This window comes from Psychromonas sp. L1A2 (assembly GCF_009828855.1).
Lineage (GTDB): Bacteria > Pseudomonadota > Gammaproteobacteria > Enterobacterales > Psychromonadaceae > Psychromonas.
In genome coordinates this window covers 1539366-1559956 of record NZ_WUAG01000002.1, presented here as the reverse complement: position 1 = coordinate 1559956, position 20591 = coordinate 1539366, and the positions used below count along the sequence as shown (strand labels likewise).

The following is a 20591-nucleotide window of genomic DNA, read 5'->3' as shown; positions in this document are numbered from 1 at the left end:
CAAAATAGATGTAACGATACTTATTATCAACTAATTCAATTATGAGATCAATTATCATTTACATTATCTTTTTGTCTAAGGTGATGGTTTTTACTCTCTATAAAGATAATTCATCTTCTTTTTTTTTTGAATTAAAGAGACTTTACTAATATAGGCGGACTATTACCTCTTACATTATGATTAAATGAGCTTGATTTTTAACTGGAAATTTTAACTTTAAATCTAAAACTATATAGGCTTTAATCTTTAAATAATAAGGAATAGCAATGGGAGAGTCTTCAATCAAACAACAACCTCTACGTGACCAGTTAGAGCCAGAAATTCGTGCTTTTATGGACAATAAGAGAACATTACAGCTAGCCACAGTTGATGCTAATGGGCGACCTAATAATAGTTATGCGCCATTTGTTTACGATGTAGATGGTTATTACGTTTTAATTTCAGAAATGGCTCGACATACTCAAAATATATTCGCTAATCCAGCCGTTTCTTTAATGATAATTGAAGATGAGTTGGACGCAAAGAATGTGTATGCAAGAAAGCGGCTAACTTTTGATGCACATGCGCAGATAGTTTCACGTGAAACTGAAAAATGGTCTGAAATAATCCCTTTGATGATTGAAAGGTTAGGCAATACCGCTGAGTTGTTGACTCAACTTGGTGACTTTCATTTGATTCAGTTAAAAACTGAGCAAGGATTATTTGTTAAAGGGTTTGGGCAAGCGTATCAAGTATCATCAGATGATTTAGTGGATTTTGTACACTTAAAAAAAGGCCATACTTCACTTGATGAAAATGATTAAATATTTGTAAAGGTGACTTAGAGAAGAGGGTAAACCTTTTATACTGCGGTTGTGTTTCTCCTGCTATCACTAAATTGCACGTTTATTCAGATAGCTTAACTGTTAGAATGCGTTTCGTTATTTTATTTTAGACTATCTCGGAAACTACTATGTCAGAAGCTACGCTTAATACCATTGAAGACTTTTATGTATTGTTATCAAAAAGTATTGAAAATAATCAGGTCGTTAAACTGTTATTAAGTAAATATAGAGGTGCAGATAAGAGTTTAAACCGTGTTGCTATTCGTCCTATTACTTTACAAAATGAAGCGGTACTTAGTTTTGTATATGAGCATCAAACCAATCATATTACTAAAAACTATAGTTATAAGTTGGCATTGTCTGAAATTAAATCGTTAGTCGGTGAGGACTTTAAAAGTGCTTATTTAACGTTATTAGATGCAGAAGTGCAGATCGAATTTAGTAAAAAAGGTAAATTGAAAATCTCACAACATCAAGCAAAAAAACAACAAACTGCTGTCGCAACTCATAACCGTGAAAAGAATCGTTTTGTTGATATACAACGTCCATTTTTAACGGCATTAAAGGTGACAGATAAACAGCAAAAACTGATCCCTGCTATGTCTAATAAGTGGAAGCAAATCAATAAGTTTATTGAGGTGTTTAGCCAAGCATTGGATGTTTCCCCGCATGATAAAACAACACCACTTAATGTGGTCGATTTTGGTTCTGGTAAAGGTTATCTAACTTTTGCTATTCATGATTACCTTCGCCATACCTTAAAAAATGACGCGCAAGTGACGGGAGTGGAGTTACGCCAAGCATTAGCTGATTTATGTAATGAAACCGCATCTACTTTAGATCATCAAGGTTTAGATTTTGTTTGTGGTGATGTCAAAACTCATGCGCCAAAACAAACTGATGTGATGATTGCATTACATGCTTGTGATGTCGCTACTGACTATGCGATTCATTATGGTATTCGTGCGAATGCAAGCATCATCATGTGCTCACCTTGTTGTCATAAGCAAATTCGTCCACAGATGCAAAGCCCGGAATTATTCCAGCCAATGTTGCAATACGGCGTTCATTTAGGTCAACAAGCTGAAATGGTGACGGATTCGTTGCGTGCGTTATTGTTAGAAGCCAATGGCTATAGCACTAAAGTATTTGAGTTTATTAGCCTAGAACATACGAATAAGAATAAGATGATCTTGGCAGTAAAAAAAGCCAAAATAAACCCTAAAGAACAAGCTAAAACGTTGACTCAAATTGCTAATATTAAAGCGTATTATGGCATTACAGATCATTGTTTAGAAAGCTTGCTAAAAGAAAGTGTAGTGCAAGATTAATTACAATTTTCATTCTAATTAAAGTACTTTAATGCTTCCTTTTCTGATTTGAAATTTTCAAATATAGCGATCAAATTATCTATTTAAGATTGCTTGATCGCTTGTTTTATCTACAATTTCTGCGATGCTCATCGCGAATCCAATAGGGTTATTTTTATTTCACTTGCTCAAAAATAAAGCAACTCTATACTGATTAAAATGTGTATTTTTAAGTGATGTAGAAAAAGAATCATAGAATACTCAACCCTCACAACATTATGATGTTCATTTTCTTTCGTACTTTTTAATTCACTGTAAATAATTGATTTTTCGCCGATCGCTTAATTTAAGCATTAGTTTAATAAGCTATTTTAGGGGAGATTTTTATTGTTTTTGCTCATTACTAATGGACATCGTTACGATGTTGGAGGTGGTTAATGAAAGAAAGACTAGCAATAATAGAGGGTGGGCGTAGTCCATTTTGTAAAGCAGGTTCAACGTTTAAAACAATGCAGGCTGATCAATTAGGCGCAGTGGTTGTTAGAGAACTAATGGCGCGTTCTGTACTTGATTACCATGACATAGATGAGGTGATTATAGGCAACGTTGCACAGCCTGGCCATGCTGCTAATATCGCTCGAGTAATTGCATTACAAGGTGGGTTTCCTACTAGTACTTGCGCTTATACAGTGAACCGAAACTGTGCGTCGGGTATGGAAGCAATGACAACGGCTGCGAATAAAATATTTGCAGGGGAAATTGAAACTGCATTGGTTGGTGGTAGCGAGTCGATGTCCAGCATTCCTTTATTGTACAGCCCGCAAATGACTCAGTTTTTTATGCATATGATGCAAGCAAAAACGCCGGTCGCTAAACTCAAAGTACTTTCTCAATTTCGCTTACCTTTTCTAAAACCAATCATTGGTATTGAACTAGGCTTAACCGATCCCGTTTGTGGCTTGAATATGGGCGAAACAGCGGAAGTATTAACCCGTGAGTTTGGCATTACTCGAGAACAACAAGATCAGTTTGCTTTAAATAGTCATCAACAAGCGATTAAAGCACAGCAAGCAGGTAAGTTTGAAGATGAAATAATCAGCATTGCTGTCGCACCTAAATACCAACATATTCAACATTTAGATAATGGTCCACGTGAAGATCAAACGTTGGCTAGTTTGGCGAAGCTTCGTCCTTATTTCGATCGCTTAGCGGGCAGTGTGACCGTTGGGAATGCATGTCCAATTACTGATGGCGCTGTTGCCTTGACGGTAATGTCGGAATCTAAAGCAAAAGAAATGGGGTTAACGCCATTAGGTTATTTAACAGATTATAGTTATGCAGGCTTGGAAGGTAGTCGCATGGGGTTAGGCCCTGTTTATGCGACAGCTAAATTATTACAAAAGTCAGGTTTAGCAATAAGTGATTTTGACCTAGTAGAATTGAATGAGGCTTTTGCAGCTCAAGTGATTGCTAATCAGTATGCTTTCGCAAGTAAATCATTTGCTCAACAGTATTTACAGTCATCGCAAGCTATTGGTGAATTAGACCCAAGCAAGTTAAATGTTAATGGTGGTGCGATTGCATTAGGTCATCCTGTTGGTGCAACGGGTGGGCGCTTAATATTAACCTTATTACATGAACTAAGACGCCAAGGTTTACAGCGTGGTTTAGCGACTTTATGCATCGGTGGTGGTCAAGGCGCTGCATTAGTATTGGAGGTCGAATAATGAAACACATTCAAATACAAAAGAATGATTGGTTAATTCGAGTTACGTTTGATTATCAAGATCAGGCTATAAATAAGCTTTCAGCTCAACTAATGAAAGAGTTGTTTGATGTTATTAAAGATATCGAAACTGCCCCACAAAAGGTGGTGAGTTTTGAGAGTGCTAAAAAAGATATCTTTATTGCGGGTGCGGCTATCGAGGAGCTACAGAAAATAGATAGTATTGAAATGGCAAAAGAGAAAGCACAACAAGGATTAAAAATTTTTAAAGCCCTTGAACTATTGCCACAAACAACCGTCGCTATTATTGATGGAGCCTGCGTTGGCGGTGGTTGTGAGCTCGCATTAGCATGTAATTTCCGCTTAGCTACCGATAACCCAAAGACTAAGATAGGTTTACCTGAAGTTAAGTTAGGTATTATTCCTGGGTGGGGCGGTACACAGCGTTTACCTCGTTTAGTCGGTTTACCTGAAGCATTAGCCATGATCCTACCTGGTAAGCTATTACCCGCAGCAAAAGCTTATCGTATTAAGTTGGTCGATAAAGTTATTTCATCTATACAGCTTGAACAACAAATAGATCAATTTTTAGAAGATTTGAGAGAGACTCGCTTTCAAGAAAGCTTGCTTAGCAGGAGAGAGCCTAAAAGTATTGCACAAAAAACAATGGCGGCTGCAATGGACTCGCATTTAGCGCGTTTATATATTTTGAAAAAAGCCCATCAGAATGTCATGAAAACAACTAAAGGTTTATACCCTGCACCATTAGCTGTTTTGGAGGTTTACCGTAAAAAGTGCAATTTTGAAGAGGGTATTCAACGAGAGCTTAGTGCTTTTTCTAACTTAGCGTCTACAGATGTCTGTAAAAATCTTATTTCGTTATTTTTCCTTAACGAACAAGTTAAAAAGGAGCAAAGAGAACGTTATCCACAGCCTGAAACGTTACCCTCTTCCGGTGCTGTTTTAGGAGCTGGCATTATGGGAGGAGGAATTGCTTGGTTAATGAGTTCTAAAGGGTTATTGGTTCGTATAAAAGATATTAACTGGGAATCTATTCAATTAGGTTATCAACAAGCCGCTGATTATTTTAATCAACTTAAAAAACGCCGTCGAATTAAACAAGCAGGAATCGATACTGCGATTAATAGTATTGGGGCTTCTCTCGATTATACGGGATTTAACCATGCTCAAATTGCTATTGAAGCGGTTGTTGAGGTTATGCAGGTTAAAAAGCAAGTATTGAAAGAGGCTGAAGCAGTTTTACCAGAAAGTAGTTTGCTATGTACCAATACGTCCGCGTTATCAGTAACAGAGATGGCCTCCGTGTTAACTCGCCCCTCACAATTTTGTGGTATGCATTTTTTTAATCCTGTTAATCGTATGCCATTAGTAGAAATTATTAGAGGTGAGCAAACCAGTGAAGAGACGATTGCTAAAGCTGTTGCGATCAGTAAAGCCTGGGGGAAAGTGCCTATTGTGGTTAATGATTGTCCTGGTTTTTTAGTTAATCGTATTTTATTGCCTTATTTAAATGAAGCCGCTTATTTATTACAAGAAGGAGCTGACATTGAAAAAGTTGATTCTGCAATCACTACATTTGGTATGCCGATGGGACCTTTTCAGTTAGCTGATGAAGTAGGTATAGATGTTGGTTATAAAGTAGCTGCTATTTTAGAAGCTGGTTTTGGAGAGCGGATGGCGGTTGCACCTATTTTAGAGCATATTTATGGGGCCTTAAAACTTTTAGGTAAAAAAGGTGGGCGTGGTTTTTATCATTATAAAAATAAAGAAGTCGAAGTGAACCAGTTGTTGTATCAAGCTGGCTGTGTTGCAAGTAGCAAAGACTTTAGTGACCAAGATATTATTGACCGTTTAATGCTAGTGATGGTCAATGAAGCGGCACATTGTATTGATGAAGGAATTGTCGAAAATGCTGGACAGCTCGATTTAGCAATGATCATGGGAACTGGGTTCCCTGCTTGGCGAGGAGGTTTGTGTCGTTGGGCCGATAGTATTGGCTGTAAAGAAGTTGTGCAACGATTAGATAAATTACAACAACAAGTGGGTATTCGTTATCAAGTTTCGCCTTATTTACAGAAGTGTGCAGATGAACAGCGTAGTTTTTATTAATAAGAATTGAAAGAGTGACTAATTTAACTATTTAAATAAGGAGCTGTTATGAGTTTTCCTGAAGACAAAAAAGTAGTGATTGATACGTCTAAAATGAGCGATGAGAAAGCATCATCGTTGAACCTTACCGAAGCTGCACGTGATTCAGTGTGGGAACACCCAAGTTTTGCAAAATCTTTATTCATGGGGGAGTTTAAATCTGATGCTATTTTCCCTTTTCCTGAGCAAAGTAAAGAAGATAAGTTCGTAGGAGACCAGTTAGTAAAAGAAGTGGGAGTTGTACTCGCTGAGACCTTAGATGCTGATTTAGTGGATGAAACTCGCACTATCCCCACTGCAGCAATGCAAGCCCTCGCTAAAGTCGGTGTTTTTTCGATGAAGATACCTAAAGAATATGGTGGCTTAGGATTATCACAAGTTAACTATAATCGTGTCCTTATGACGATCGCCAGTCATTGTGGTTCAACTGCTGTACTTGTTTCTGCCCATCAAAGCATTGGTGTGCCGCAGCCTATTAAGTTATTTGGTACAGACGATCAAAAACAACGATTTCTACCATTATTTAAAGATGGTGCTATTTCTGCCTTTGCATTGACAGAACCAAGTGTTGGCTCCGATCCCGCTCAAATGGAAACAACTGCAACCTTAAATGCAGCCGGCACACATTATCTTATCAATGGTGAAAAACTTTGGTGTACTAATGGCCTCATCGCAGATTATTTAGTGGTGATGGCCTGTACCGCGCCTAAAATTATTGGAGATAAAGAGGTTAAGCAAATTTCAGCTTTTATCGTGAAAGGCCAAAGCCCGGGGATTAACATCAAGCATCGTTGTGATTTTATGGGGATACGTGGCATTCAAAATGGTTTGATTGAGTTTAAAGATGTAGAGGTGCCTATTGAAGATAGAATTTTAGAAGAAGGCCAAGGTTTAAAAATCGCATTAGCGACGTTAAACACGGGTCGTTTAACGATTCCTGCGGCTAGCACGGGTATGGCAAAACAATGTCTTAATATGACTCGTCGTTGGGGAGGTAAGCGTGTGCAATGGGGATCGCCTATTGCAAAACATGAAAAAGGCTCAAATCGTATTGCTTATATCGCATCAACAACTTTTGCTATGGAAGCCGTTACTTGGGTAACTAGTTTTATGGCGGACAAAGGTGATGTTGATATTCGCATGGAAGCTGCCATGGCCAAGTTATTTTGTAGTGAAATGGCGTGGAGTGTGATGGATGAGACGGTACAAATGTTTGGTGGCAGGGGGTATGAAAAAGCCAGTTCATTAAAAGCACGTGGTGAATTACCTTTCCCAGTAGAGCGTATGTTACGTGATTGCCGTATTAATCGTATTATTGAAGGCACAACAGATGTAATGGAATTATTTTTAAGCCGAGAAGCGTTAGATACACACTTATCTTTAGCTTCTGATTTAATTAAACCTGATGCTGATTTTACGACCAAACGTAGTGCTGCATTTAAACTTTTTAAAGAATATGCTTCTTGGTATCCTTCGCAAATTATCAATAAAGAGTTTATTGAACAATTTACACATAGTGGAAAACTAGTCGAACACATTAATTATTGTCAGCGTACTTCACATCGCTTAGCGAGAGTATTGTTTGAGCAAATGTTGGTACATCGAGAAAAGCTAGAATTACGCCAAGAAACATTAGGGCACCTTATGACCATCGGTTGTGAAATATTTGCCATGTCAGTGGCTTGCTCTTATGCTAAAAGCCAAGCAAAAGCAGGTAATGCGAATGCCATTTCATTAGCAGATCATCATTGCGTATTAGCATCAGAAAGAATAGAAGGGCATTTTAAAGCATTATCAACTCCTCAACGAGTAACGGCAAAAACAATAGCGGACGATATTTTGAGTAATCAGTATCAGTGGTTGGAAGAGGGGATTTATCCAGTCGCACCAGAACAGTAGTATTTGAAGCATAAGGAATTATTTTTAGAAGACGTTTAAAGAGAGGTATTGTTATCTCATTCAATACCTTCCTTTTTAACGTTATTGCTGTGCTTTATTATTAATGCTGTTAAATATTACTAATGTAGCTAAATTTACTAATATAGGTAAATGCCGAGACTTACTTAAATGTATGACGTTGTTTATTTAAATTAACTACTTTTGGATTCACTGTATCAGTATTAATAATAATGCCTTCTTGTTTTAGAAGGGCTATTTTCTTATCTGTGCCTAATGCAAACTTTCCGATGTTGCCATTGCTATTGACCACTCGATGGCATGGCACGATGATTACATCTGGATTTTTTGCCATCGCATTGCCCACTGCTTGATAGGCTTTACCACCAAGCTGATGAGCAATATCTGCATAGGTTACAACTTTACCTGTTGGTATTTGACGAAGTAAGTCGTAACATTGTTGATTAAATGATTTATTTGAATCCATTGACCTCTTGCTCCGTTAAAAAGCGCGATTCTCCTAAGGCTAGGTTATGGTCTAATTCGACGTCACCTATTTGCTCTCTATGCAGTTTAGTTACATAGTTACCTACTGCAGCAAACATACGTTTCACTTGATGGTATTTACCTTCACTAATCGTTAATAGTACTTCTTTTTCACTTAATACTTCTAATTTTGCAGGTAAACAAGCTTGGCTTTCACTTTTAAGTTGAATACCCTCAGAAAAAAGTGCGATTGCATCGTCACTGATTGGGTCTTGTAAAGAGATACGGTAACGCTTTTCACACTTCTTACGTGGGCTCGTTACTTGATGTGACCATTGGCCATCATCTGTGATTAAAATTAAGCCTGTTGTATCTGCATCTAAACGACCTGCGATAAATACGTTTTGTTTTTTCTCTATATCGATAAGGTTTAATAAACTAGGCATTTGCTCATCAACATTCGAGCTAATAAAACCAGCTGGTTTATTAAGCATAATATAGCGAAATCCTCGCGTTGTGATTACCTGACCTTTAAATTCAATAATATCGTCAGCAACGATTTTGTAAGAACCACTACGTAATGTGCCAGCCTGATTGCTGATTAAACCTTTACGAATAGCACTCTTTGCTTCGCTACGTGTCAATTCTGTTGATTCACAGATAAATTTGTCGAGTCTCATTATGTTGTGTGTTCTCTTATTTGTTGCGTAAGTAAGTCATCAATACATTTTTTTACGAATGCTTGTGCTTGTTTTTGTCCAGTAAAATGGTGTTGCTGTATTATTTCTTGCCAACTATGGTTTTGAATTACTTTTTCTACTAAACAACGTTGTTGTTGGTTGTTTAATGTCGCTAATGATGAGCTATATAATAATTCAATTAATAAGTACTCAACATTGTCATAACTTCGATTCGCATTGACATAAGCTGATAACGCTTGTTGTGTTGATGCTTTCAATTGTTCGAATGCAACTTGCGGCCATAATACGATAATTAATGATGAATCTAATTGTCTAAGCTGTCGGCTAAACTGTACTTTAACCTGTTTATGGAAATCAGTCTGTATTTGATGGTGTAATTCTTTACCTTGTTGGCTTAAAGGTAAGTTCACCATGAATGAATGTTGTCCACTGCTCTTATCTTTGCGAATTCCAATACGTAGAACTTGTAATTCATGACGTAACCAAAATTGTAATAAATTATCGCTCGCTGCAAAGCTCGCACTCAAATGATCAAATTGCTGTGTAATGGACCAATTAATTATCCATTGTAGTAATTGACTACCTAATCGTTTCTTTTGTAACGTTGGTTGAACAGCAATACGTTGAATACGAGCAAATGACTGGGTAGCTGCATTTTTAAAACCACTGTGGAAAGTTAATGATTGAGCAATTAAATGTCCGTTAGGTCTGCGTTTGCCTTGATAGATTTGTTCGCTTGTTGTTTGATCAAATTCACCTTCATTATTGATTAATGCAACGGCTAATATTTGTTTGCCTTGTTGCATCGCAATAATCGTTAAATTTTGATCGTTTAATAAAGCTGCTAAGTTCGAAGGTTTGGTTTGATAGTGTGCATTAATGAGGAGTGTGAATAGCTGATTCAGTAATTTAGGTTGTTGAAGTAACTTCACTTGTTCAATGATCGAAATGGTTGGGTTAAGGGAATTATCATTTATTGCAGTTTGCGTTGATTGTTCAATTAGACATAAACTTGTAAGAGTAAATGTTTCAACAGGATCATTTTCAGCCCAACGTATTGGGTGGGTAAGACGAAAAGAGCGCCATTCAGGAGCGATGGCATTAAGCTGTTTCTGAAAACGTAAAGCAAACCCTCGTCCTGAGCCTTCATAACCAAACTGTGTCGTTGCAAATACAATTCGAGAATAGCGCTTTGTAAACGTAATTAATAGCTTAAGTGGAATCGCAGCGGCCTCATCAATGATTAGTAAGTCACACTCTGGTTGCTCATAATTTAAGGCATCGGGAGGCATGAAAACAAGTCGTTGCAAATCATTCTGGTTCATTAACGTTTGTGTTGCATGTTTATACATAGTGGTAGCTGTTTGCTTACTTGGGGCACAAATTATGATTTTAGATAAACCTTGATTGATTAAGGCTGCTGCAGCAATCCCTAAACTAGCTGATTTTCCTCTTCCTCTATTTGCAGTAATAACTAAAGGTCGGCGTCGATGTCCTTTTACTGTGTTAATGATTTGCTTAATCGCCTGTTGTTGTTCTTCTATATATAAGTATTGATTAGAAGCAGGGAGTATTAGCTGCTCATCTATTAATGAAGGTTGTTGGGTATCTTTCAATATAGGGATTTTATGGTTAATGAGTTGTTTCTGCATATACAATGAAAAATGATCATCTATGGTTGTTTGATCTGGTAATAGTAAAACAATGACCGAACCACCACACACTGCTCCTTCTGCCGCAGCAAACATATTTGCATCAAATTGTTGGTGCATATTCATAAATAGTAAATGGACATCTTGACCTAACAAAGATGAATAAAGACAAGCTTTAATAGAAGCAGGGCTTTCTCCACACCATTTATAATCTCTGTTTTCAAATTCAATAATTGCTGAGGCTTCCTCAAAACACCATTGTAGAGTTCCTTGAATACAGCACAACTGTCTATGGTTAGATTGCTCGGCTAAAGATTTAAGTTGCTGGTAAAATTGAGTGACGACTGACACAAGAGATCCTAGTGATGATAAAATGAAGAATAAACATTGAATAAGTACAAAATGTAACATAAAAAAGGGTCGTTAATACGAGTAACGAAGCGATCCTTATAGTATTAGAGCTAAGCAGATCCTTTTGAATGTTTTTTAAACAAACTAGCAATAAATACTTGCCTTAGTTCATAGTTAATGTATTATACGCCCACTTGCCAATATGGCGGGTGGGTTTTTTAACCCCATAGCCAGATATTGGTTATCAAAAATGTCTCCCAATTGGGGAGCTACTAGTTTGAATATACACTTGAGATCTATCTAGCATAGGTTGTCAGGTGTTTATTTGTATGTTGTATTTTTAACTATTGGAGTTTTGGTCCATGCAGAACCAAAGAATCCGTATCCGCCTTAAAGCTTTTGATCATAAATTGATCGATCAATCAACGGCGGAGATCGTTGAAACTGCAAAGCGCACAGGTGCTCAGGTACGTGGTCCTATCCCACTACCTACTCGTAAAGAGCGTTTCACAGTACTAACTTCACCGCATGTTAATAAAGATGCGCGTGATCAGTATGAGATTCGTACTCACAAGCGCTTGATTGATATCGTAGAACCAACTGAAAAGACTGTTGACGCACTAATGAAGCTAGATTTAGCTGCTGGCGTTGATGTTCAAATCAGTTTGGGTTAGAGAGGAGTTATCGTAATGACAATCGGTCTAGTAGGTCGTAAAGTTGGTATGACTCGCATCTTCACTGAAGATGGTGTCTCTATTCCAGTTACAGTTCTAGAATGTTCACCAAACCGTGTTACTCAAGTTAAAACACTTGATACTGATGGCTACCAAGCTATTCAAGTAACAGCTGGCTCTAAAAAAGCAAGCCGTGTAAACAAACCTGAAGCTGGTCACTTTGCGAAAGCAGGTGTAGAAGCAGGTCGTGGTTTATGGGAATTCCGCCTTGGTCAAGACGAAGGTGCAGATATTCAAGTTGGTGCTGAGCTAAGCGTTGAGTTGTTCAACGAAATAAATAAAGTAGATGTTACTGGTCAATCTAAAGGTAAAGGTTTCCAAGGTGCTGTTAAGCGTTGGAATTTCTCTATGCAAGATGCGACTCATGGTAACTCTATTAGCCATCGTGCTCCAGGTTCAATTGGCCAATGTCAAACACCAGGACGCGTATTTAAAGGCAAGAAAATGGCTGGTCATATGGGTGCTGAGCGTGTTACGACTCAAAACCTTGAAGTTGTTCGCGTAGACATTGAACGCAATTTACTGCTCGTTAAAGGTGCAGTAGCTGGTGCGAAAAATGGCAACGTATTCATCAAACCTGCTGTTAAAGCATAGCCGAGGAGTTAGTAATGGAATTGGTATTGAAAGATGCACAAAGTGCTCTTGAAGTTTCTGACACTACCTTTGGACGTGAATACAACGAAGCCCTTGTACATCAGGTAGTCGTTGCATATGCAGCCGGTGCTCGTCAAGGTACTCGTGCTCAGAAAACCCGTAGTGATGTTCGCGGTGGTGGTAAGAAGCCATGGCGTCAAAAGGGTACTGGTCGCGCACGTGCAGGTACAATCCGAAGCCCAATTTGGGTAGGTGGTGGTGTAACTTTTGCAGCTCGTCCTCAGGACCATAGCCAAAAAGTTAACAAAAAAATGTATCGCGGTGCTGTAAGAAGTATTCTGTCTGAGTTAGTTCGCCAGGATCGTCTAATCGTTGTCGAAAAATTTACTGTAGAGGCTCCTAAAACTAAAGAGCTTGCAGCTAAATTAAAAGACATGGATCTTAAAGATGTTTTGATTATCACTGAAGAGTTAGATGAAAATCTATTCTTAGCAGCGCGTAACTTGTATAAAGTTGACGTTCGTGATGTTCAAGGTATTGATCCAGTAAGCCTAATCGCGTTTGATAAAGTTTTAGTAACTGCTGATGCAGTGAAAAAGATTGAGGAGAGCCTAGCATGATCAGTGAAGCACGTTTACTGCAAGTTATTCTAGCCCCGCATATCTCTGAAAAGGGAACTTTATCTGCTGAAAACCATAACACTATGGTATTCAAAGTTGCAGGTACTGCGACTAAAGCAGAAGTCAAAGCGGCAGTTCAGAAGTTATTTGATGTTGAAGTAACTGGTGTTCGCACACTTAACGTGAAGGGTAAAACCAAGCGTTCAGGTCAACGTATGGGTCGCCGTAGCGACTGGAAAAAAGCATACGTTTCTCTGGCTGAAGGTGCAGACATTAGTTTCGATGGCGCTGAGTAGAGGAATTATTTATGGCTATTGTAAAATGTAAGCCTACGTCTCCAGGTCGTCGCCACTTAGTTAAAGTGGTAAACAACGATCTGCATAAAGGCAAGCCATACGCACCACTTTTAGAGTCAAAATCTAAATCTGGTGGTCGTAATAATGGCGGTCGTATTACGGTTCGACATATCGGTGGTGGTCACAAACAACACTATCGTTTAGTTGATTTTAAACGTAATAAAGATGGTATCCCGGCAAAAGTTGAGCGTTTGGAATATGATCCAAACCGTAGTGCAAATATCGCACTAGTACTTTATGCTGATGGTGAACGTCGCTACATCCTTGCCCCTAAAGGCCTGGTTGCTGGTGATATGATCCAATCTGGTGAAGATGCATCAATCAAAGCAGGTAACTGTTTACCGATGCGTAACATCCCAGTAGGTACAACAGTACACGCTGTAGAAATGAAACCTGCTAAAGGTGCACAAATTGCACGTTCAGCTGGCTCATACAGCCAAATTATAGCTCGTGATGGTGCTTACGTTACTCTACGTTTACGTAGTGGTGAAATGCGTAAAATCCCTGCTGAGTGTCGTGCAACAATCGGTGAAGTTGGTAATGCAGAACATATGCTACGTCAACTAGGTAAAGCTGGTGCTACGCGTTGGCGTGGTGTTCGTCCTACCGTTCGTGGTGTTGTAATGAACCCAGTAGATCACCCACATGGTGGTGGTGAAGGTAAATCTAGTGGTGGTCGTCACCCTGTTTCGCCTTGGGGTGTTCCAACTAAGGGTTACAAAACTCGTAAGAACAAGAAAACTGATCAGTATATTGTTCGTCGTCGCAATAAGAAATAAGTAGAGGTATCGCCATGCCACGTTCTCTCAAGAAGGGTCCTTTTATTGACCTACACTTGCTGAAGAAGGTAGAGAAAGCGGTTGACAGTAACGAGAAAAAGCCTATTAAGACTTGGTCTCGTCGCTCTATGATCATTCCTGATATGATTGGTCTAACTATCGCTGTCCATAACGGGCGTCAACACGTGCCAGTATTTGTAACTGATGAAATGATCGGTCACAAACTGGGTGAATTTGCACCAACTCGTACTTACCGTGGCCATGTCGCGGATAAGAAAGCGAAGAAATAGAGGTAATTATGGAAGCTTTAGCTAAACATTTATACGCTCGTTCTTCGGCTCAGAAAGCGCGTTTGGTGGCAGATCAAGTACGTGGTCTTCCAGTAGAAAAAGCACTAGAACTTTTATCATACAGCCCTAAGAAAGCCGCTGTTTTGATTAAGAAAGTTGTAGATTCTGCAATTGCAAACGCCGAGCATAATGAAGGCGCTGATGTTGATGAGCTAGTTATCACAAAAATTTGTGTTGACGAAGGTCCAACAATGAAGCGTATCATGCCGCGTGCGAAAGGTCGTGCCGATCGCATAATGAAGCGTTCTTGCCATATCACAGTAGTGGTATCAGACAGGGGTTAAACAATGGGACAGAAAGTTCATCCTAACGGTATTCGCCTAGGTATCACTAAAGCATTTAGCTCTACTTGGTATGCAGGCAAAAAAGATTTTGCAGATAACTTATACAGTGATTTTCAAATCCGTAAATTCTTAACAGAGAAATTGAAAAACGCTTCTTTGTCTAAAATTACTATTGAACGTCCAGCGAAAAGCGTACGTGTGACTATTCACACAGCTCGTCCTGGTGTTGTAATTGGTAAGAAAGGTGAAGATGTTGAGTTACTACGTACAGCTATTGCTAAAATGGCCGGCGTTCCAGCTCAAATCAATATCTCAGAAGTTCGTAAACCTGAACTTGACGCAAAACTAGTAGCAGATTCAATCTCTTCTCAGTTAGAGCGTCGTGTTATGTTCCGTCGTGCTATGAAGCGTGCGGTACAAAATGCTATGCGTCTAGGCGCTAAAGGTATCAAAGTTCAAGTTAGTGGTCGTCTTGGTGGTGCAGAAATCGCTCGTGACGAATGGTATCGTGAAGGTCGTGTACCTCTGCATACTCTTCGTGCCGATATTGATTACTCAACATCAGAAGCATTGACTGTTTACGGTATCATTGGTGTTAAGGTTTGGATATTTAAAGGCGAGATTCTTGGTGGTTTACCACTTCAACAAGAAGAAGCGCCAGCTAAACCAAAACGCAAAGGTCGCGGTAAGTAGGAGTAAAATCTAATGATGCAACCAAAACGTATGAAGTTCCGCAAAATGATGAAAGGCCGCAACCGTGGTCTTTCTAAAGGTGCGGAAGTAAGCTTTGGCGAATTTGGCTTAAAAGCAACTGGTCGTGGTCGAATTACTGCTCGTCAAATCGAAGCAGCACGTCGTGCAATGACTCGTCATGTTAAACGTCAAGGTAAAATCTGGATCCGTGTGTTTCCTGATAAACCGATTACCAGCAAACCGTTAGAAGTGCGCCAAGGTAAAGGTAAGGGTAACGTGGAATATTGGGTTGCTCAAACTCAACCAGGTAAAGTTCTTTATGAAATGGAAGGTGTTCCAGAAGCATTAGCTCGTGAAGCATTTGCTCTTGCAGCAGCTAAATTGCCAGTGGCAACAACTTTCGTAACTCGTAAGGTGATGTAATGAAAGCTAACGAACTTAAAGAAAAAAGCGTTGAAGAGCTTAATGCTGAACTTCTAAACCTATTACGTGAGCAATTTAACTTACGTATGCAGTTAAACACAGGTCAGTTAGAAAAGCCGCACTCAGTTAAACAAGTGCGTCGTGACATCGCCCGTGTTAAGACAGTATTAAATCAGAAGGCAGGTGCGTAATGAGCGAAAAAAATACTCGTACTCTTCAAGGTAAAGTAATCAGTGCAAAGATGGAAAAATCTATCGTTGTAGCTATTGAACGTAAAGTGAAGCACCCGTTATACGGTAAATTCATGAAGCGTACTACTAAGCTACATGCACATGATGAAACAAACCAGTGTAATGAAGGCGACTACGTAGAAATTAGTGAGTGTCGTCCTTTATCTAAGAATAAATCTTGGACATTGGCAAAAATCGTAACCAAAGCATAATTATCTGATTTTAGATAATTTAATTTGATTACATAAGCTAAACGGTACTCATTTTTTGAGTGCCGTTTTTTTAGACTATCTTTCTAATAAAGTTGGTGGTATGATGCCGCTCCCTGAAAATATGGGGAACACGACTCGTTTAGAGAGTATTAATAGTAAATAGCGGAGCACTATAATGATCCAAATGCAAAGTGTGCTAGATGTCGCCGACAATAGTGGCGCTCGACGCGTAATGTGTATTAAGGTCCTTGGTGGCTCGCATCGCCGTTATGCAGCAATCGGTGACATCATCAAAGTTTCTGTGAAGGAAGCAATTCCTCGTGGAAAAATTAAAAAAGGTGATGTTCATTCAGCTGTGGTAGTGCGTACCAGAAAAGGTGTACGTCGTCCCGATGGTTCTGTAATTCGTTTTGATCGCAACGCTGCGGTTATCTTGAATGCAAACAACCAGCCTGTCGGTACACGTATCTTTGGCCCTGTAACCCGTGAGCTTCGAAATGAAAATTTCATGAAGATAGTCTCGCTGGCGCCAGAAGTACTGTAAGGAACCGAAAATGGCAGCAAAAATAAAACGTGACGATGAAGTAATTGTTATTGCCGGAAAAGATAAAGGTAAAACTGGGAAAATTTCTCAAGTTTTAGCTAACGGTAAAGTAATTATTGAAGGTGTAAACATTCAAAAGAAACACCAAAAGCCAAACCCACAAGCGGGCGTAGCTGGCGGAATCATTGAACAAAATGCACCGATCGAAGTATCAAATGTTGCGATCTACAACTCGGCAACGAGTAAAGCAGATCGTGTTGGATTTAGATTAGAAGACGGACAAAAAGTACGTTTCTTCAAATCTAATAACGAACTTGTGAAGTAACTGGAGTTTACGATGGCGAAACTGCATGATTTCTATAAAGACAACGTGGTGTCTGATTTGCAAAAGCAATTCGACTATACGTCTGTCATGCAAGTCCCTCGAATAGAGAAAATCACCCTTAATATGGGTGTTGGTGAAGCACTGGCTGATAAAAAAGTCCTAGAGCACGCTGCGTCAGATATGGCAGCAATCTCAGGTCAAAAGCCAATGATCACTAAAGCACGCCGCTCTGTGGCAGGCTTCAAAATTCGTGAAGGCTACCCGATTGGTTGTAAAGTAACACTACGTGGAGCACGTATGTGGGATTTCTTTGAGCGTTTGGTAACAATCGCTATCCCACGCGTACGAGATTTCCGTGGCCTGAATGCTAAGTCATTCGATGGTCGTGGTAACTACTCTATGGGTGTTCGTGAGCAAATCATTTTCCCTGAAATCGATTACGATAAAGTTGATAAAGTACGTGGTTTAGATATCACAATTACTACTTCAGCTAAGTCTGACGAAGAAGCACGTGCACTTTTGTCTGCGTTCAACTTCCCATTCCGTAAGTAAGGACTAAAAAATGGCTAAGCAATCAATGAAAGCGCGTGAAGTAAAACGTGAGAAGCTAGTTGCAAAGTTCGCTGAAAAGCGTACGGCATTAAAAGCAACTATTAATAATCTAAACACTGCTGACGAAGATCGTTGGAATGCAGTTTTAGAGCTTCAATCGCTACCTCGTGATTCAAGTCCAGTACGTCAACGTAACCGTTGTAATGTAACTGGCCGTCCACATGGTTATCTTCGTAAATTTGGCATGAGCCGTATTAAGGTTCGTGAGCATATGATGCGCGGAGAAATCCCTGGCCTGAAAAAAGCCAGCTGGTAATCAATTAATCACGGAGTAAATAGTTATGAGCATGCAAGATCCTATTTCGGATATGCTAACGCGTATTCGTAACGGTCAAGCAGCAAGCAAAGTATCTGTTAAGATGCCTTCTTCTAAGCAAAAAGTTGCAATTGCAGCTGTGCTTAAAGCAGAAGGTTATGTTGCAGATTTCGCTGTTGCTGGTGACACAAAGCCTGAATTAGAAGTTACTTTAAAGTACTTCGAAGGCAAAAAAGTAATCGATACTATCAAACGAGTAAGCCGCCCAGGTCTTCGTATCTATAAAGGTGCAAATGATCTTCCTAAGGTTATGGCTGGTTTAGGTATTGCGATTGTTTCAACTTCTCAAGGTGTTATGACTGACCGAGCTGCGCGTAATGCAAGCATCGGCGGTGAGATCATCTGTTACGTATCTTAAGGAGTAATCTATGTCTCGTATAGCTAAGGCACCGATTACTGTTTCTGCTGGCGTAGAAGTAAAAGTAAATGGTCAAGAGATCACTGTTAAAAGTGGTAAAAGCGAATTAGTTCGTACTCTTAATGATGCTGTTATTGTTAATTTAGAAGATGGCGTATTAACTTTCGCACCTGTTGAAGGTGTTAAAGACGCATGGGCACAAGCAGGTACTGCACGTGCTAACGTTAACAATATGGTTGTAGGTGTAACTCAAGGCTTTAAGAAGACTCTTCTTCTTCAAGGTGTTGGTTACCGTGCACAAGTTAAAGGTCAAGATGTAAACCTAACTTTAGGTTTCTCTCACCCTGTTGTATATACATTACCTCAAGGTATTTCTGCTACGGCTCCAAGCCAAACAGAAATCATCATTGAAGGTTCTGATAAACAACAAGTAGGCCAAGTAGCTGCAGAGATTCGTGCTTTCCGTCCGCCAGAGCCTTATAAAGGTAAAGGTGTTCGTTACGCTGATGAAAATGTGCGTCGTAAAGAAGCGAAGAAAAAGTAAGGTAAGACACTATGGATAAGAAAGCATCTCGTCTTCGTCGTGCTACCCGCACACGTAAGAAATTGCAAGATCTTGGTGCAACTCGTCTTGTGATCAACCGTACACCTCGCCATACTTACGCGCAGGTAATTACAGCAGACGCACAAGTCGTAGCAAGCGCTTCTACATTAGAAAAAGAAGTGATTGCACTAGTTAAGAACGGTGGTAATAAAGAAGCAGCTCAACTAATTGGTAAATTAGTTGCAGAGCGTGCGGTAGAGAAAGGAATTTCTAAAATTTCTTTTGACCGTAGCGGTTTCCAATACCACGGTCGTGTTGCAGCACTAGCTGACGCAGCTCGTGAAGCTGGTCTACAGTTCTAAGGGTAAAGATTATGTCAAAAGTAGAATCTCAAACCGGTGATCTGAACGAAAAGCTAATCGCAGTAAACCGTGTTTCAAAAGTAGTTAAAGGTGGTCGCATCTTTAGCTTTACAGCACTAACAGTTGTTGGTGATGGTAATGGTCGTGTTGGTTTCGGCTATGGTAAGGCACGTGAAGTTCCAGCAGCTATTCAAAAAGCTATGGAAAAAGCACGTCGCAATATCAGCGAAATTCAATTAAAAGGTAACACTCTGCAACACCCAGTTAAGGGCCGTCATTCTGGTTCTAAGGTGTACATGCAACCAGCATCGGAAGGTACTGGTATCATAGCAGGTGGTGCAATGCGTGCCGTGTTAGAAGTTGTTGGTGTACAGAACGTATTATCAAAAGCTTACGGCTCAACTAACCCAATTAACGTTGTCCGCGCTACGATGGATGCACTAGAGAGTATGAACTCTCCAGAGCAAATCGCAGCTAAGCGTGGCTTAAACGTTAGTGATATTCTGGGGTAATTCAGCATGGCTACTAAAACGATTAAAGTAACTCAAACCAAAAGTGCAATTGGCCGTTTACCAAAGCACCGTGCAACATTAACAGGTCTAGGCCTGCGTCGCATCGGTCATACAGTGGAGTTGCAAGATACTCCTGCTGTACGTGGTATGGTTAATAAAGTTTACTATATGGTTAAGGTTGAGGGGTAATTATGAAACTAAATACTCTATCTCCAGCTGCTGGTTCTAAACCAGTACGTAAACGTGTCGGTCGTGGTATCGGTTCTGGACTAGGTAAGACAGGTGGCCGCGGTCACAAAGGTCAAAAATCTCGTTCAGGCGGTACTGTACGTCCTGGTTTTGAAGGCGGTCAAATGCCATTAAAACAACGTTTACCAAAATTTGGTTTCACATCTCGTAAATCTCTAGTTAGCGGTGAAGTTCGTTTGAACGAAATTGCTAAAGTAGAAGGCGATATTGTGACACTAGAAACGTTGAAGCAGGCAGGTCTACTAACAAACACAACTAAGTTTGCTAAAGTAGTTCTATCTGGTGAAATCTCTCGCTCAGTAACAGTACAAGGCCTTGGTGTAACCAAAGGTGCTCGTGCTGCGATTGAAGCGGCGGGCGGAAAAATCGAGGAATAATA

Annotated in this window: 29 protein-coding genes; 26 read left to right on the top strand and 3 right to left on the bottom strand. The window is 39.6% G+C overall.

The genetic code is table 11. The features are described 5' to 3' along the window. Positions 1 to 266: 266 nt before the first annotated feature. The 5 genes from hutZ (at position 267) to GQR59_RS17105 (ending at position 7928) form a co-directional block, all read left to right on the top strand. Positions 267 to 803 carry a heme utilization protein HutZ gene (hutZ, locus tag GQR59_RS17125; protein ID WP_160064707.1) on the top strand — a complete coding sequence of 179 codons (537 nt, stop codon included), beginning with the start codon at positions 267 to 269 and terminating at the stop codon, positions 801 to 803. 149 nt (positions 804 to 952) lie between these two features. Next, positions 953 to 2155: a class I SAM-dependent methyltransferase gene (locus GQR59_RS17120; RefSeq protein WP_160064706.1), complete on the top strand. Its 1203-nt coding sequence runs from the start codon at positions 953 to 955 to the stop codon at positions 2153 to 2155. 416 nt (positions 2156 to 2571) lie between these two features. Continuing rightward, a complete protein-coding gene (locus tag GQR59_RS17115) occupies positions 2572 to 3861 on the top strand; it encodes a thiolase family protein (RefSeq protein ID WP_160064705.1) in 1290 nt (429 codons plus the stop codon). Continuing rightward, positions 3861 to 5990 (top strand): 3-hydroxyacyl-CoA dehydrogenase NAD-binding domain-containing protein, encoded by a 2130-nt coding sequence (locus GQR59_RS17110; protein ID WP_160064703.1) that lies wholly within the window; start codon positions 3861 to 3863, stop codon positions 5988 to 5990. The genes GQR59_RS17115 and GQR59_RS17110 overlap by 1 nt, the downstream gene beginning before the upstream one ends. A gap of 48 nt (positions 5991 to 6038) precedes the next feature. Further along, positions 6039 to 7928, top strand: a complete 1890-nt coding sequence (locus GQR59_RS17105; RefSeq protein ID WP_160064701.1) for an acyl-CoA dehydrogenase family protein — start codon at positions 6039 to 6041, stop codon at positions 7926 to 7928. 160 nt (positions 7929 to 8088) lie between these two features. Here the strand turns inward: GQR59_RS17105 and GQR59_RS17100 are convergent, their stop codons facing one another. The 3 genes from GQR59_RS17100 to GQR59_RS17090 are packed head-to-tail and all read right to left on the bottom strand — an operon-like array spanning position 8089 to position 11175. Further along, positions 8089 to 8412: an MGMT family protein gene (locus tag GQR59_RS17100; protein WP_160064699.1), complete on the bottom strand. Its 324-nt coding sequence runs from the start codon at positions 8410 to 8412 to the stop codon at positions 8089 to 8091. Then, positions 8399 to 9091, bottom strand: coding sequence for a pseudouridine synthase (locus GQR59_RS17095; RefSeq protein WP_160064697.1), 693 nt, complete (start codon positions 9089 to 9091; stop codon positions 8399 to 8401). Before GQR59_RS17095 ends, GQR59_RS17100 begins: the two co-directional genes overlap by 14 nt. Beyond that, the gene (locus tag GQR59_RS17090) at positions 9091 to 11175 is read right to left on the bottom strand and encodes a GNAT family N-acetyltransferase (protein ID WP_328600624.1); all 2085 of its coding nucleotides are present in this window, start codon (positions 11173 to 11175) and stop codon (positions 9091 to 9093) included. Before GQR59_RS17090 ends, GQR59_RS17095 begins: the two co-directional genes overlap by 1 nt. A 302-nt stretch (positions 11176 to 11477) precedes the next feature. On the opposite strand from GQR59_RS17090, the gene rpsJ reads away from it, so the two are divergent. The 21 genes from rpsJ (at position 11478) to rplO (ending at position 20589) form a co-directional block, all read left to right on the top strand. Continuing rightward, entirely contained in the window at positions 11478 to 11789 is a 312-nt protein-coding gene (rpsJ, locus tag GQR59_RS17085) for a 30S ribosomal protein S10 (RefSeq protein WP_025563085.1), read from the top strand. 15 nt (positions 11790 to 11804) lie between these two features. Continuing rightward, positions 11805 to 12443, top strand: coding sequence for a 50S ribosomal protein L3 (gene rplC, locus GQR59_RS17080; protein ID WP_160064693.1), 639 nt, complete (start codon positions 11805 to 11807; stop codon positions 12441 to 12443). Between the two features lie 14 nt (positions 12444 to 12457). After that, the gene (gene rplD, locus GQR59_RS17075) at positions 12458 to 13063 is read left to right on the top strand and encodes a 50S ribosomal protein L4 (protein WP_025563083.1); all 606 of its coding nucleotides are present in this window, start codon (positions 12458 to 12460) and stop codon (positions 13061 to 13063) included. Then, positions 13060 to 13359: a 50S ribosomal protein L23 gene (gene rplW, locus GQR59_RS17070; protein WP_025563082.1), complete on the top strand. Its 300-nt coding sequence runs from the start codon at positions 13060 to 13062 to the stop codon at positions 13357 to 13359. The genes rplD and rplW overlap by 4 nt, the downstream gene beginning before the upstream one ends. Positions 13360 to 13370: 11 nt before the next feature. Next, positions 13371 to 14198, top strand: a complete 828-nt coding sequence (gene rplB, locus GQR59_RS17065; RefSeq protein ID WP_025563081.1) for a 50S ribosomal protein L2 — start codon at positions 13371 to 13373, stop codon at positions 14196 to 14198. 14 nt (positions 14199 to 14212) lie between these two features. After that, complete coding sequence (rpsS, locus tag GQR59_RS17060; protein ID WP_025563080.1) at positions 14213 to 14488, top strand: 30S ribosomal protein S19; 276 nt, start codon at positions 14213 to 14215, stop codon at positions 14486 to 14488. Positions 14489 to 14496: 8 nt separating this feature from the next. Next, positions 14497 to 14832: a 50S ribosomal protein L22 gene (rplV, locus tag GQR59_RS17055; RefSeq protein ID WP_025563079.1), complete on the top strand. Its 336-nt coding sequence runs from the start codon at positions 14497 to 14499 to the stop codon at positions 14830 to 14832. A 3-nt stretch (positions 14833 to 14835) separates the two neighbouring features. Next, positions 14836 to 15525, top strand: a complete 690-nt coding sequence (gene rpsC / locus GQR59_RS17050; protein WP_025563078.1) for a 30S ribosomal protein S3 — start codon at positions 14836 to 14838, stop codon at positions 15523 to 15525. 12 nt (positions 15526 to 15537) lie between these two features. Beyond that, positions 15538 to 15948 carry a 50S ribosomal protein L16 gene (gene rplP, locus GQR59_RS17045; protein WP_025563077.1) on the top strand — a complete coding sequence of 137 codons (411 nt, stop codon included), beginning with the start codon at positions 15538 to 15540 and terminating at the stop codon, positions 15946 to 15948. Continuing rightward, positions 15948 to 16139 carry a 50S ribosomal protein L29 gene (gene rpmC, locus GQR59_RS17040; protein ID WP_025563076.1) on the top strand — a complete coding sequence of 64 codons (192 nt, stop codon included), beginning with the start codon at positions 15948 to 15950 and terminating at the stop codon, positions 16137 to 16139. Before rplP ends, rpmC begins: the two co-directional genes overlap by 1 nt. Then, the gene (gene rpsQ / locus GQR59_RS17035; protein WP_160064692.1) at positions 16139 to 16390 is read left to right on the top strand and encodes a 30S ribosomal protein S17; all 252 of its coding nucleotides are present in this window, start codon (positions 16139 to 16141) and stop codon (positions 16388 to 16390) included. Before rpmC ends, rpsQ begins: the two co-directional genes overlap by 1 nt. Positions 16391 to 16565: 175 nt before the next feature. After that, a complete protein-coding gene (gene rplN / locus GQR59_RS17030; RefSeq protein WP_025563074.1) occupies positions 16566 to 16934 on the top strand; it encodes a 50S ribosomal protein L14 in 369 nt (122 codons plus the stop codon). A 10-nt stretch (positions 16935 to 16944) separates the two neighbouring features. After that, positions 16945 to 17259, top strand: a complete 315-nt coding sequence (rplX, locus tag GQR59_RS17025; protein ID WP_025563073.1) for a 50S ribosomal protein L24 — start codon at positions 16945 to 16947, stop codon at positions 17257 to 17259. A gap of 12 nt (positions 17260 to 17271) precedes the next feature. Continuing rightward, positions 17272 to 17811, top strand: a complete 540-nt coding sequence (gene rplE / locus GQR59_RS17020; protein ID WP_025563072.1) for a 50S ribosomal protein L5 — start codon at positions 17272 to 17274, stop codon at positions 17809 to 17811. Positions 17812 to 17821: 10 nt separating this feature from the next. Further along, complete coding sequence (gene rpsN, locus GQR59_RS17015) at positions 17822 to 18127, top strand: 30S ribosomal protein S14 (protein ID WP_160064690.1); 306 nt, start codon at positions 17822 to 17824, stop codon at positions 18125 to 18127. A 25-nt stretch (positions 18128 to 18152) separates the two neighbouring features. Continuing rightward, positions 18153 to 18545, top strand: coding sequence for a 30S ribosomal protein S8 (rpsH, locus tag GQR59_RS17010; protein ID WP_160064688.1), 393 nt, complete (start codon positions 18153 to 18155; stop codon positions 18543 to 18545). A 10-nt stretch (positions 18546 to 18555) separates the two neighbouring features. Beyond that, on the top strand, positions 18556 to 19089 hold the full coding sequence (gene rplF, locus GQR59_RS17005) for a 50S ribosomal protein L6 (RefSeq protein ID WP_160064686.1): 534 nt from the start codon (positions 18556 to 18558) through the stop codon (positions 19087 to 19089). A gap of 11 nt (positions 19090 to 19100) precedes the next feature. Beyond that, positions 19101 to 19451 carry a 50S ribosomal protein L18 gene (rplR, locus tag GQR59_RS17000; protein ID WP_025563068.1) on the top strand — a complete coding sequence of 117 codons (351 nt, stop codon included), beginning with the start codon at positions 19101 to 19103 and terminating at the stop codon, positions 19449 to 19451. Positions 19452 to 19462: 11 nt separating this feature from the next. Next, positions 19463 to 19963, top strand: a complete 501-nt coding sequence (gene rpsE, locus GQR59_RS16995; protein ID WP_025563067.1) for a 30S ribosomal protein S5 — start codon at positions 19463 to 19465, stop codon at positions 19961 to 19963. A 6-nt stretch (positions 19964 to 19969) separates the two neighbouring features. Further along, positions 19970 to 20152, top strand: a complete 183-nt coding sequence (gene rpmD, locus GQR59_RS16990; RefSeq protein ID WP_025563066.1) for a 50S ribosomal protein L30 — start codon at positions 19970 to 19972, stop codon at positions 20150 to 20152. Positions 20153 to 20154: 2 nt separating this feature from the next. Next, positions 20155 to 20589: a 50S ribosomal protein L15 gene (rplO, locus tag GQR59_RS16985; RefSeq protein WP_025563065.1), complete on the top strand. Its 435-nt coding sequence runs from the start codon at positions 20155 to 20157 to the stop codon at positions 20587 to 20589. The last annotated feature ends 2 nt before the right edge of the window (positions 20590 to 20591 follow it).

Excerpts from the sequence above, each read along its gene's own strand:
- hutZ (WP_160064707.1), top strand. The coding sequence starts at position 267 with ATGGGAGAGTCTTCAATCAAACAACAACCTCTACGTGACCAGTTAGAG.
- GQR59_RS17120 (WP_160064706.1), top strand. The coding sequence starts at position 953 with ATGTCAGAAGCTACGCTTAATACCATTGAAGACTTTTATGTATTGTTA.
- GQR59_RS17115 (WP_160064705.1), top strand. The coding sequence starts at position 2,572 with ATGAAAGAAAGACTAGCAATAATAGAGGGTGGGCGTAGTCCATTTTGT.
- GQR59_RS17110 (WP_160064703.1), top strand. The coding sequence starts at position 3,861 with ATGAAACACATTCAAATACAAAAGAATGATTGGTTAATTCGAGTTACG.
- GQR59_RS17105 (WP_160064701.1), top strand. The coding sequence starts at position 6,039 with ATGAGTTTTCCTGAAGACAAAAAAGTAGTGATTGATACGTCTAAAATG.
- GQR59_RS17100 (WP_160064699.1), bottom strand. The coding sequence starts at position 8,412 with ATGGATTCAAATAAATCATTTAATCAACAATGTTACGACTTACTTCGT.
- GQR59_RS17095 (WP_160064697.1), bottom strand. The coding sequence starts at position 9,091 with ATGAGACTCGACAAATTTATCTGTGAATCAACAGAATTGACACGTAGC.
- GQR59_RS17090 (WP_328600624.1), bottom strand. The coding sequence starts at position 11,175 with ATGTTACATTTTGTACTTATTCAATGTTTATTCTTCATTTTATCATCA.
- rpsJ (WP_025563085.1), top strand. The coding sequence starts at position 11,478 with ATGCAGAACCAAAGAATCCGTATCCGCCTTAAAGCTTTTGATCATAAA.
- rplC (WP_160064693.1), top strand. The coding sequence starts at position 11,805 with ATGACAATCGGTCTAGTAGGTCGTAAAGTTGGTATGACTCGCATCTTC.
- rplD (WP_025563083.1), top strand. The coding sequence starts at position 12,458 with ATGGAATTGGTATTGAAAGATGCACAAAGTGCTCTTGAAGTTTCTGAC.
- rplW (WP_025563082.1), top strand. The coding sequence starts at position 13,060 with ATGATCAGTGAAGCACGTTTACTGCAAGTTATTCTAGCCCCGCATATC.
- rplB (WP_025563081.1), top strand. The coding sequence starts at position 13,371 with ATGGCTATTGTAAAATGTAAGCCTACGTCTCCAGGTCGTCGCCACTTA.
- rpsS (WP_025563080.1), top strand. The coding sequence starts at position 14,213 with ATGCCACGTTCTCTCAAGAAGGGTCCTTTTATTGACCTACACTTGCTG.
- rplV (WP_025563079.1), top strand. The coding sequence starts at position 14,497 with ATGGAAGCTTTAGCTAAACATTTATACGCTCGTTCTTCGGCTCAGAAA.
- rpsC (WP_025563078.1), top strand. The coding sequence starts at position 14,836 with ATGGGACAGAAAGTTCATCCTAACGGTATTCGCCTAGGTATCACTAAA.
- rplP (WP_025563077.1), top strand. The coding sequence starts at position 15,538 with ATGATGCAACCAAAACGTATGAAGTTCCGCAAAATGATGAAAGGCCGC.
- rpmC (WP_025563076.1), top strand. The coding sequence starts at position 15,948 with ATGAAAGCTAACGAACTTAAAGAAAAAAGCGTTGAAGAGCTTAATGCT.
- rpsQ (WP_160064692.1), top strand. The coding sequence starts at position 16,139 with ATGAGCGAAAAAAATACTCGTACTCTTCAAGGTAAAGTAATCAGTGCA.
- rplN (WP_025563074.1), top strand. The coding sequence starts at position 16,566 with ATGATCCAAATGCAAAGTGTGCTAGATGTCGCCGACAATAGTGGCGCT.
- rplX (WP_025563073.1), top strand. The coding sequence starts at position 16,945 with ATGGCAGCAAAAATAAAACGTGACGATGAAGTAATTGTTATTGCCGGA.
- rplE (WP_025563072.1), top strand. The coding sequence starts at position 17,272 with ATGGCGAAACTGCATGATTTCTATAAAGACAACGTGGTGTCTGATTTG.
- rpsN (WP_160064690.1), top strand. The coding sequence starts at position 17,822 with ATGGCTAAGCAATCAATGAAAGCGCGTGAAGTAAAACGTGAGAAGCTA.
- rpsH (WP_160064688.1), top strand. The coding sequence starts at position 18,153 with ATGAGCATGCAAGATCCTATTTCGGATATGCTAACGCGTATTCGTAAC.
- rplF (WP_160064686.1), top strand. The coding sequence starts at position 18,556 with ATGTCTCGTATAGCTAAGGCACCGATTACTGTTTCTGCTGGCGTAGAA.
- rplR (WP_025563068.1), top strand. The coding sequence starts at position 19,101 with ATGGATAAGAAAGCATCTCGTCTTCGTCGTGCTACCCGCACACGTAAG.
- rpsE (WP_025563067.1), top strand. The coding sequence starts at position 19,463 with ATGTCAAAAGTAGAATCTCAAACCGGTGATCTGAACGAAAAGCTAATC.
- rpmD (WP_025563066.1), top strand. The coding sequence starts at position 19,970 with ATGGCTACTAAAACGATTAAAGTAACTCAAACCAAAAGTGCAATTGGC.
- rplO (WP_025563065.1), top strand. The coding sequence starts at position 20,155 with ATGAAACTAAATACTCTATCTCCAGCTGCTGGTTCTAAACCAGTACGT.